Origin of the sequence: Bartonella sp. AP57NXGY (assembly GCF_042195805.1) — a bacterium.
Lineage (GTDB): Bacteria > Pseudomonadota > Alphaproteobacteria > Rhizobiales > Rhizobiaceae > Bartonella.
Genome location: NZ_JBHIOZ010000026.1, coordinates 1 through 10,438, shown reverse-complemented (window position 1 = coordinate 10,438; position 10,438 = coordinate 1). Strand labels below are relative to the sequence as shown.

Sequence of the window (10,438 nt, the reverse complement as noted above, 5' to 3'; positions counted from 1 at the left end):
AGTCAATAGATTGAATATTTTGCATAAAAGCAGAATCATAATTACCTAATGGCATACGAGTAGATTGCAATGTTTTAGTTTTACTGTTTGCTTGCACCACAGAAAAATCTTTTGAATTCTTTATGACGGCTTTGTTTATACAATCAACAGTATTATTGGCGACAATATTATTGGTATTTTCAGTCTCTATACTAGCCCCTGCATCACTTAACGCCCCTGTATTACTTAACGTATGAGCAAAATCTTCAACAGAAAGCTTAGAATGACACTCTTTAGTAGTATCATTATTTGTATGCATTAAATCAGAAATTTTCTCAACACCTCGCATCCTTTCCGCTGGAGATTCTGATGTAATTGAATCATAGAGTTGTGGAAAGCGGTATTCAAGAACACGGTAAAGAGCCGTTATTGACTCATCAAAGGCTGTGGGAATATCCGGTGTAATTTCATTTGTCGTGTCAATTGATGTTCCATCCTCTTTTGATGTTTGAGTCTCCACATGTTCAAATATCAAAGATTCACACTCAAAAAATGCATCGTCGGAAAGATGCAACGCAGGTTTTATTTTTTGTAGCACATTTTCCACTTGTAATTTATGTTCTTGTTTATCCTCCTCAAGTGGAATATTTGCTGACGGCATATGAATAGCTTGTCGTGACAACTGCTTCAGAACCGTTGAATGACAAACTGATGTTTTATTCTCTATTGATTGAGGATTAATGACTTTTTTTGTCGAAAGAATATTTGTTGTTTTCTTGTTACAACGTACAATATCTGTATCTGTAATTTTTTTTTGATCTTGCTTCGTAAAAATTTTAAACTGTTTTGCAAAAACTGGATCTGTTTCTATACGACGACGCAAAATCTCAACTTCTGGGGTTCTCGTGAAACGGACGTTTTTTCCGAGGGCAAATGCCTTTTTCCACACTTCCGGATAAGGAAATATCTCAGTAATCTTAACAGATAAATCTTCTCTTGATGCACCTTTTGTACCATCATCAGAAAAAGAAGACGTAGAAATAGATTTTGTTTTCGAATTATGCATGGCACCCAACAAATTTATAGCAATGAGAAAAATAACCTTTTCAAAAAGAATTCGTAGAAACTATCATACGAAGGTTAATAACCTTTTGCTGATGGTTACTTTTTAATGAAAAAAATAATGCCATAATGCATATTCATAATCTGCCTTTTGCATATTTACGATATAAATTGCCCAGTTTATGGTGTCATAGAGCTCGTATTTCATTTGTTTTGAAGAAAACTTCATGATAAAAAAGCTTCAAGAAAATTGTCTATGCCTCTCTTTCTCTCCCTTTTCATAAAAGAAACTAGTCTCAATAATACAATAAGCATTGCTCTATTGAATTCTCCATGCTCAATTATCACGATATAATCTAATTTCTCACGTTTTTATAAGATTATCCTTGTTATCCTCGTTTAAAAAGGCTTAGACTAAGACAATCATAATTACATAAATATAAATAGAAAAAAGGGAGTGAATTATGTTTAATAAACGGAAATTTTATATCAATGGTCTATGGGATGAGCCAAGCACTCCTCACGATTTTGACGTCATTAATCCATCAACAGAGGAGGCTTGTGCTGTCATTAGCCTTGGAAGTACAAAAGATGCTGATAAAGCAATTAATGCGGCTAAAGAAGCCTTTCAAAAATGGAAAACAACGTCACCAAATGAGCGTCTTGGATTTGTTGAAAAAATTCTAGAGATCTACGAAAAACGTTCCAAAGACATGGCAAAAACCATTTCAATGGAAATGGGAGCACCAATTGATATGGCGCTTAATGCGCAAACTGCAACCGGAAGTTCCCATATTCGCAATTTTATCGAAGCTTATAAAGAGTTTTCGTTCCAAGAAACTTTAATAAAGGGAAATGAGCAAGCAATCCTTCACTACGATCCTATCGGCGTCGTAGGATTAATTACGCCATGGAATTGGCCCATGAATCAAGTAACTCTTAAAGTTATTCCTGCTCTCTTGGCTGGCTGTACCATGGTGTTAAAGCCCTCTGAAATTGCGCCTCTTTCTGCTATGCTTTTTGCTGAATTTTTAGATGAAGCCGCACTTCCAGCCGGTGTTTTTAATTTAATCAATGGTGATGGTGCGACTGTCGGCTCTTACCTCTCTGCACATTCAGATTTAGAAATGATCAGCTTTACTGGTTCAACTAGAGCAGGAAAAGATATTTCTAAAAATGCCAGCGCTACTTTAAAAAGAGTCTGTCTGGAACTTGGGGGAAAAGGAGCGAATATTATCTTTGCTGATGCCGACTCAGATGCTGTTCAACGTGGTGCACGACATTGCTTTTATAATAGTGGACAAAGTTGTAATGCACCAACTCGTATGCTTGTGGAACAGAGCATCTATGACAAAGCCGTGAAAATAGCCAAAGATATTGCAGAAACAACAAAAGTAGGACCAAACTGCCAAGAAGGAAATCATATTGGGCCCGTTGTTTCAAAAAAACAATATGATAAAATTCAAGATCTTATCCAATCGGGAATTGATGAAGGTGCAACTCTTGTTGCAGGCGGGACTGGTTTACCAAAAGGAATGGAACGCGGTTATTATGTCCGTCCAACAGTCTTTGCTGATGTAAAACCTCATATGCGTATTTTTAAAGAAGAAATCTTTGGTCCAGTTCTCTCGATTCTTTCTTTTAGTACAGAAGAAGAAGCCATCGCTTTAGCGAATGAGACTGAGTATGGTCTTACAAACTATATTCAATCGCAAGATCGCAACAAATGTCGTCGTATTGCGGCACAAGTACGCTCTGGTATGGTAGAAGTTAATGGATATGGATTACCCAGTGGAAGCTACTTTGGAGGTGTAAAATTTTCTGGGCGCGCTCGTGAAGGAGGACATTGGGGAATTAAAGAATTTCTCGATAGTAAAGCAATTTCGTACTGGTAAAATCTTATTAAAAACTTAATAGGAATCGTATGGTAATACAGAAAATAACGGATGAAGGTGCTCTTGGGCAACGTCTTGATCAGTGGCTCGCAAAACAATATCATGATGTGCTCTCACGTTCGCGTTTGCAAACTCTCATCCGTGAAGGCTGTCTTAAAATTGATGGTCAATTCATAAAGGAACCCAAAATAAAATTAAAACCTAACCAAATAATTGAATTGGAAATGCCGGACCTTCGTGATGCAGAACCTAGCGCTGAAGCCATTGCATTGGACATTCTTTTTGAAGATGATCATGTCATTGTTATTAACAAACCAGCCGGTCTTGTTGTTCATCCTGGGAATGGCAATTGGACCGGTACATTGGTTAATGCCCTTATTTACCACTGTGGGAATAGTTTATCTGGTATAGGTGGTGTTAAACGCCCTGGTATTGTCCATCGTCTTGATAAAAATACAAGCGGTGTCATGGTTGTTGCAAAAAATGATCTAGCTCATAAAAGTCTCAGTGCTCAATTTTCTGATCATGGACGTACCTGCGCATTAGATCGACGCTACCATGCCTTGATTTGGGGAACACCTCAGCGCAATGTCTGGACAATTGATGCATCACTTGGCCGTTCGCCCCATAACCGGACAAAGCAAGCTGTCATCCATAACCAAAACCCTTATGCTCGTCATGCTGTTACACATGTTTCTCTGCTTGAAAAATATGGCTCTCATGCAGACTCAACATCTTTTGCTAGCCTTCTGGAATGTCGCTTGGAAACTGGACGCACCCATCAAATCCGTGTTCATATGACTCATATTGGGCATCCACTCATAGGCGATACAGTTTATGGAAACGCTTTTAAAACAAAATCAAACACATTCAACTCCACTATTAGAAATGCAATCGATCAATTCAACCGACATGCACTCCATGCTGCAAGTCTTACTTTTGAACATCCTTCTACCGGTAAAGTTATGTCGTTTTCCGCACCACTGCCTCAAGATATGGCTAAACTTATTAAACTTTTTAAAAAAATGAATTGAAACTTTTCCCCTTCTCAAGATTTCACAATAAAATATCTTTTTTTGAACAAAATTGAAAAATATGCTAGAGTGAGGTTATGAGGATAGTTAGCTATCTAAAACATAGAATTTGCCTTATCAGGGAATTCAAACAAAAGGAGGGTGCTATATGGCCCATATGAATTTATTATCAGTAATGACAGGTGATGGTGGTTTAAACCGTTACTTGGAAGAAGTGCGTCGTTTTCCAATGCTTGAGCCAAAAGAAGAATATATGTTAGCTCAGCGTTACCGTGAGCATAATGATCTAAAAGCTGCGCATAGGCTAGTAACCAGCCATTTGCGTCTCGTAGCTAAAATCGCGATGGGATATCGGGGCTACGGACTTCCCATTGGGGAAGTCATTTCAGAAGGCAATGTTGGACTCATGCAAGCTGTTAAACGTTTCGAACCAGAGCGGGGTTTTCGTCTTGCAACCTATGCAATATGGTGGATTAAAGCATCAATCCAAGAATATGTATTGCGCTCTTGGAGTTTGGTGAAAATGGGGACAACAGCTAATCAAAAGCGTTTGTTTTTCAACCTTCGTAAGTTAAAAAGTAAACTTCAAGCACTTGATAGTGGCGATCTCAATGCAGAACAAGTGAAAAAAATTGCAATCCAGTTGAATGTCACAGAAGATGAAGTTGTATCAATGAATCGTAGGCTTGGTGGTGACACTTCACTCAACGCACCAATTCGAACAAAAGAAGGGGAAAACAGTGAGTTGCAAGATTGGTTGGTGGATGAATCTAACGATCAAGAACAAATTTTAATTGAAAAAAGTGAATTAGAAAATCGCCGTTCCATGCTCATAAATGCCATGGACAATCTCAATGAACGCGAAAAGCGTATATTTAAAGCGCGTCGTTTAAACGATGTACCACTAACCCTAGAAGAACTCTCTGGTGAATTTAATATTAGTCGAGAACGAGTAAGACAAATTGAAATGCGTGCATTTGAAAAAGTGCAAAACTCTATCAAAGATTCTACTTTATCTCAAAGTCAAGTATAAAACCTAGAGTTAAGTATAAAGCCAATGGTTTGCACATTCTTTAAATGTGAAAATGAAAAAAAGCATGCCTTGGCTTTATACTTGTAAATTAGCCTATAGAATTCTTTAAGTTATTGATATGTAAAGCTTTATTGAATATATTTGGTATATAATTGATAAAGACGGTCGTAGAAAATTCTTCACAGCCGTTTATTTTTTTGCATCTATGTTTTATTTTGTTGACCAAGAACTGTTAACTTATCTTGTTGTGCAAGCCATTGTCCAATAACTTCATTAAAAATAGACTTACCTGTTGGTCCTTTTGCAAAGGTTAATTCACTTATACGCCCGTTTTTATCCGTTAACACCAAACGCATCCAATCTAATTCTCGCATCAATTGTAAATTTCGATCAAGAAATGGATGATTTCCACTCAATGCGACAAGAAAAAAGTCATCGTTAATCTTTGCAGCAATGGTTCTTGTTAAAGCCTGTCCAATGGATTGTTCACTTGCTTTAAAGGTTAATGCTTGAACATTGCTTATAGCTTTACCTGAAAATTTATCCGAAAGAATAAAAATAAGGTCCATAATATATGAAGCAGGAAATGACTGATCGGTATTACGACGTAAAATTAACCGTAATGATATCCCTTCATCAGGAATTGTTATATCACCTTGTATAGTTGTTTCTTCTGGAGACCCCTTCACTTGAGACTCTTTTATAAGTGTCCAGCGAGCACTTCCCGTTGCTATCTTTTCTGCATCATAATTTGTACGTGCTTGATAGAAAACAGCTTCACCTGATGTTTCAAGCGATTGCAAATTGCTATCAACAACTGTTGAGAATACTTCTTCATCCGAAGAATCTATCGCTTGTTTTAAACCAACATCAATTTCACTTCCATCCTCTAATAAGCGTTGTGTTAACTTTCTCTTAATTGGAAATGCCTTTGGTACTCTGTGAGAAGCTTGAAGATTTTCTTCTAAAAACTGATGATCATTTGATACAAATACACGCTCACCAACAAAAAAAATACCAACAAGTAAAACAACAAAACTAACAACAGAAACAGCACTTATCACAATACGCCTTTGCACTAACGATTTATTAGCACGACGTAAAGCCTGAGAAAAAATGTGCGAAACAATATGCGGATTATCTTCCTGCGAAGGAGAAATCTTTAACACACTGCTATTAACATGCTGAGAAGGCACATCAGCCTCCATATTAACAGGCTCTGCATCTGGTATATCTGATACACAAAGCTCAACAAATACCTTGTTATCCTTTGAACGTGTAACAAAATCTTGCTTTCTTTTTATGTTTACCTCTGACAATTCATTATTCTTTGGTAATATAGTTTTTTTTGTATATTTCTTATCTTCATTTATATTTGTGGGATTCCAACCAATAACTGAAGAAAGCCGTTTCTTTTCAACTGCTAAATATTCTCCTTCAACAGTTGCAATAGAACTTTGAAGAATCTTTCTTTGTTCATCCGCTATTGCTTGTGGTATTTTTGCTGTTACAAATTGATGTTCTAGTGTTTCGGTAGCCCGCTTATAAATCCGCTTACGCACTTGTGGTGTAATATTATTTTGTGCATTAATTGTCTTTTTTAAGATTCCAACGAAATCTACCATTTCCTCTATAATCTCTCTTAAACTGAGAAAAAATCAATAGTAAAGCCAAAAAACTTTATTTTAGCCTTCTAAATTGGTTGCCATTTAATATTGGTACAACTATTGCAATAATGTAAAATGAATATGAAAAATAAACAATGCTATTTTGCACCTTTCTTTTACGTGCTCTTAAAAACTTTTTTTGTAAAAAGATACAAAAACGAACAGAGAACATATATAGAAATCTAAAAACAATAATCAATTAACAAAGGGATCCGTAATAAGAATAGTATCTTCACGCTCTGGACTTGTGGATAATAAAGCCACTTTTGTATTAATCAGTTCTTCAATATAGCGTATATATTTAATAGCCTGCACTGGTAAATCTTCCCACCTCAATGCATGTGCTGTTTCTTCCTTCCAACCTTCTAATGTTGCATAAATAGGCTTCACCCGATCCTGAGCTCCCATGGAAGAAGGTAAATAATCAATCCTTTTACCATCAAGCTCATAACCAATACAAATTTTTATTTCATCCAAACCATCTAAAACATCAAGTTTTGTCAATGCTATACCTTGAACACCGCAAATTGTTACCATCTGACGTACTAAGACAGCATCAAACCAACCACATCGACGCTTTCGACCCGTTACAACACCAAATTCATGTCCACGCACTCCCAGAAATTCACCAATATCATTTATCTGCTCTGTCGGGAACGGCCCTTCTCCAACGCGTGTAGTATAAGCTTTTGCAATACCCAAAACATAATGGATTGCATCAGGTCCCATCCCCGAACCTGTACATGCTTGCCCAGCAACTGTATTAGATGACGTTACATAAGGATAAGTTCCAAAATCATTATCTAATAAAGCACCTTGCGCACCTTCAAAAAGAATGTGTTTCCCTCCTCGATAACCTTCATCTAAAAGACGCCACGTACAATCCATAAAGGGCAAAATTTTATCCGCAACTTGCATCAATTCATCATAAAGTGCTCGAGAATCAATCTCTGCAACACCCATCCCACGACGCAAAGCATTATGATGCCTCAAAAGCCGCTCAATCTTAGCCATAAGTGTATCTTTTTCTGCTAAATCCATCACTCGGATAGCACGACGTCCCACCTTATCTTCATAAGCCGGTCCAATACCGCGCTTTGTTGTACCAATCTTTAAACCAGATAAACCGCTTTCTCGAATTGCATCAAGATCACGATGCAAAGAAAGAATCAAAGGAGCATTTTCAGCAATACGCAAAATTTCTGGTGTGATTTTTACACCCTGATTACATAGTTTTTTTACTTCTGCAACAAAATGATGAGGGTCAACAACAACACCATTACCAATAATTGATAACTTGCCACGCACTAAACCAGACGGTAAAAGTGATAATTTATAACTGACTCCATCAACAACCAATGTATGGCCAGCATTATGCCCCCCCTGATATCTCACCACGATATCTGCTCGCTCAGACAACCAATCTACAATTTTACCTTTGCCTTCATCACCCCATTGTGTACCGACAACAACTACATTGGCCATAACTTTCTCCGTCGTGTTTGGTCAAAAAAACCAGCATTCAAAAACAAACTCTTCTTTATAACGAAACCTTAGAGCAAGTGCGACTCCTCATTTCAGATTTTTCTCAATCTTCAAGTGATTAAATTTTCAAATTTATGATAATAAAGATAAGCAAATACCCAAATATTTTAAATCTGTCATTTTCGCTACAAAAAGTAAAAACATTAGAGATTTTAATTTGTGCGTATCCAACACCTGACAAAGCATTCATTCCCCGTCTTAATCTTTTACAATTCATGTAATATTTAGAGGCTGTTTGTCTGATACAAGAATACGAAAGATCATCATAATCTCTCGTATCCTTTTTTGTTTAAAAACACGTTGTGAAAATCAACAGTAATTATTTAAAGCTGTGCTTTTTCAACTTGGAACGCCCACTCAAGCCATTGTGTTAAAATTTCAAGATCGGAAGCCTCAATTGTTATACCCGCCCAAATTCGAAGCCCAGGAGGAGCATCGCGATACGAACCGATATCATAAGCAACCCCTTCCTCATCAAGACGCTTCACAACCGCTTTTATAAAAGATACTCGCTTTTCCGTATCCAAAGCAGTAATCACTGGATCCACAATATCTAAACAAATAGCGGTGTTAGAACGCACTTCAGGATCTTTTGCCAAATATTCTAACCATGGCGTTTTGCGAACAAAAGCATCAAGTACAGAAAAATTTTTCTCAACCCTTGCTCTTAATGCCGCTGCACCTCCTAGAGATTTTGCCCACTTCAACCCATCAAGAAAATCCTCAACACAAAGCATAGAAGGTGTATTGATGATCTTTCCTTTAAAAATATCTTCGTTCAATTTTCCATTTTTTGTCATATAGAAAAGTTGGGGCATAGGCCAAGCTGGAACATGATTCTCAAGCCTCTCAACAGCACGAGGACTTAAAATCACCATACCATGTGCAGCCTCACCTCCCAAAACTTTCTGCCATGAAAAAGTAACAACATCTAATTTTGAAAAATCAAGATATTGCGCAAAAGCTGCCGATGTTGCATCACAAATGGTCAATCCAGCGCGCTTATGCGGAATGAAATCCGCATTAGGAATACGCACACCAGAAGTTGTCCCATTCCATGTAAAAACAACATCCCGATCAAAGTCAAGTTGTGTTAAATCTGGTATTTCACCATAAGGAGCTTCAAAACGACGCACATCAGAAAGCTTTAATTGCTCGACAACATCTTTATTCCACCCAAACCCAAAACTTTCCCACGCTGCCATATCAATGCCACGCTCACCTAATAGAGACCATAGAGCAGCCTCAACAGCACCGGTATCTGATCCTGGCATAATTCCTATACGATGATCAGAAGGAACCTCAAGAATCTCACGGGTTAAATTAACAACTTCAGCAAGTTTTAATTCTGCTTCTCTAGATCTATGTGAACGCCCAACTAATGCATTTTTAAGAACATCAAGAGTCCAACCAGGCCGTTTGCTACAAGGACCTGAAGAAAAATTAGTATTATTGGGACGATTACTTGGTTTTTGTAACATTATCATTATTTCTCCCCTTTTAGATGTTTTTCTTTCTTTATAAAGAAAAACAAATTATTATAAAGACTAATCAATAATCTTTTTAGAAAAAAGTCAAAAATGTTGTCTCTTATTTCGTATGCTTAAAATTTAGGGAAACTTTATAAAAAAATCTTTCTTAATCATTCTTCTCGATTGATTCTTTTAATTTTTTTTGTATCACCACCACGATAAGACAGCATTCTAATAACAATACACTAAAGTGTCCAATATACCTATCAAATTTATTTTATGATAAAGATTCATTGATAACGCTCTAGAATAGGGAGATAAACTTATTAAAAAATCAATTATTTTTCTTTTGATGACTGGACAGAGAAAATTTTAATGTTATAACCGCAAACGCTTTATATTTTTTATGAAGCATGCCCAGATAGCTCAGTTGGTAGAGCAGCGGACTGAAAATCCGCGTGTCCGTGGTTCGAATCCGCGTCTGGGCACCACTTTTTGTGTTTAAAATATTGAAATATACAGTTTTTTTCTTTAAATAACCATTTTTAGACCACCTTCTACAGTTTATATAATTTTATCTAATTTGCTCCTTATTTTTCTTTGGAGTGAAGGCTAAGATCTTTTTCTTTCTCCACCTCACTGCTCTCCCTAGCTTATATGGCTCCGGAAACAAACCCTGAAGCACCCAATTGCGAATCGTTGTTGTGGATACACTAAAAAGCTGTGCACACTCACGTGTCGTTACATATCT

At 36.9% G+C, this 10,438-nt stretch carries 7 protein-coding genes, 1 tRNA gene and 1 pseudogene; 4 read left to right on the top strand and 5 right to left on the bottom strand.

Features of this window, described 5'->3' with window-relative positions:
* Window positions 1-1,045 (bottom strand): annotated as a pseudogene (locus tag ACFIL8_RS04505) (DNA translocase FtsK); the annotation flags it as partial.
* Between the two features lie 460 nt (window positions 1,046-1,505).
* Between ACFIL8_RS04505 and ACFIL8_RS04500 the strand changes: the two are divergent.
* From ACFIL8_RS04500 to rpoH, 3 genes are all read left to right on the top strand, one after another.
* Complete coding sequence (locus ACFIL8_RS04500) at window positions 1,506-2,936, top strand: aldehyde dehydrogenase family protein (protein WP_375689002.1); 1,431 nt, start codon at window positions 1,506-1,508, stop codon at window positions 2,934-2,936.
* Window positions 2,937-2,965: 29 nt separating this feature from the next.
* A complete protein-coding gene (locus tag ACFIL8_RS04495; RefSeq protein ID WP_375613714.1) occupies window positions 2,966-3,970 on the top strand; it encodes an RluA family pseudouridine synthase in 1,005 nt (334 codons plus the stop codon).
* Window positions 3,971-4,118: 148 nt separating this feature from the next.
* On the top strand, window positions 4,119-5,003 hold the full coding sequence (gene rpoH / locus ACFIL8_RS04490; protein ID WP_273790355.1) for an RNA polymerase sigma factor RpoH: 885 nt from the start codon (window positions 4,119-4,121) through the stop codon (window positions 5,001-5,003).
* A gap of 203 nt (window positions 5,004-5,206) precedes the next feature.
* On the opposite strand, the gene ACFIL8_RS04485 is transcribed toward rpoH, so the two are convergent.
* The 3 genes from ACFIL8_RS04485 to ACFIL8_RS04475 form a co-directional block, all read right to left on the bottom strand.
* A complete protein-coding gene (locus ACFIL8_RS04485; protein ID WP_375613715.1) occupies window positions 5,207-6,628 on the bottom strand; it encodes a hypothetical protein in 1,422 nt (473 codons plus the stop codon).
* A gap of 237 nt (window positions 6,629-6,865) precedes the next feature.
* Entirely contained in the window at window positions 6,866-8,155 is a 1,290-nt protein-coding gene (locus tag ACFIL8_RS04480; RefSeq protein ID WP_375613716.1) for an adenylosuccinate synthase, read from the bottom strand.
* A 383-nt stretch (window positions 8,156-8,538) separates the two neighbouring features.
* Window positions 8,539-9,702 carry a phosphoserine transaminase gene (locus ACFIL8_RS04475; protein WP_375613717.1) on the bottom strand — a complete coding sequence of 388 codons (1,164 nt, stop codon included), beginning with the start codon at window positions 9,700-9,702 and terminating at the stop codon, window positions 8,539-8,541.
* 400 nt (window positions 9,703-10,102) lie between these two features.
* Between ACFIL8_RS04475 and ACFIL8_RS04470 the strand changes: the two genes are divergently transcribed.
* Window positions 10,103-10,178 (top strand) — tRNA-Phe (locus ACFIL8_RS04470).
* An 83-nt stretch (window positions 10,179-10,261) separates the two neighbouring features.
* Here ACFIL8_RS04470 and ACFIL8_RS04465 read toward each other — a convergent pair.
* A partial coding sequence (locus tag ACFIL8_RS04465) for a helix-turn-helix transcriptional regulator (RefSeq protein ID WP_375689009.1) occupies window positions 10,262-10,438 on the bottom strand: 177 nt, incomplete at its 5' end.

What these genes read in the sequence shown, in the direction of transcription:
- ACFIL8_RS04500 (WP_375689002.1), top strand. Translation starts at nt 1,506, where the DNA reads ATGTTTAATAAACGGAAATTTTATATCAATGGTCTATGGGATGAGCCA.
- ACFIL8_RS04495 (WP_375613714.1), top strand. Translation starts at nt 2,966, where the DNA reads ATGGTAATACAGAAAATAACGGATGAAGGTGCTCTTGGGCAACGTCTT.
- rpoH (WP_273790355.1), top strand. Translation starts at nt 4,119, where the DNA reads ATGGCCCATATGAATTTATTATCAGTAATGACAGGTGATGGTGGTTTA.
- ACFIL8_RS04485 (WP_375613715.1), bottom strand. Translation starts at nt 6,628, where the DNA reads ATGGTAGATTTCGTTGGAATCTTAAAAAAGACAATTAATGCACAAAAT.
- ACFIL8_RS04480 (WP_375613716.1), bottom strand. Translation starts at nt 8,155, where the DNA reads ATGGCCAATGTAGTTGTTGTCGGTACACAATGGGGTGATGAAGGCAAA.
- ACFIL8_RS04475 (WP_375613717.1), bottom strand. Translation starts at nt 9,702, where the DNA reads ATGATAATGTTACAAAAACCAAGTAATCGTCCCAATAATACTAATTTT.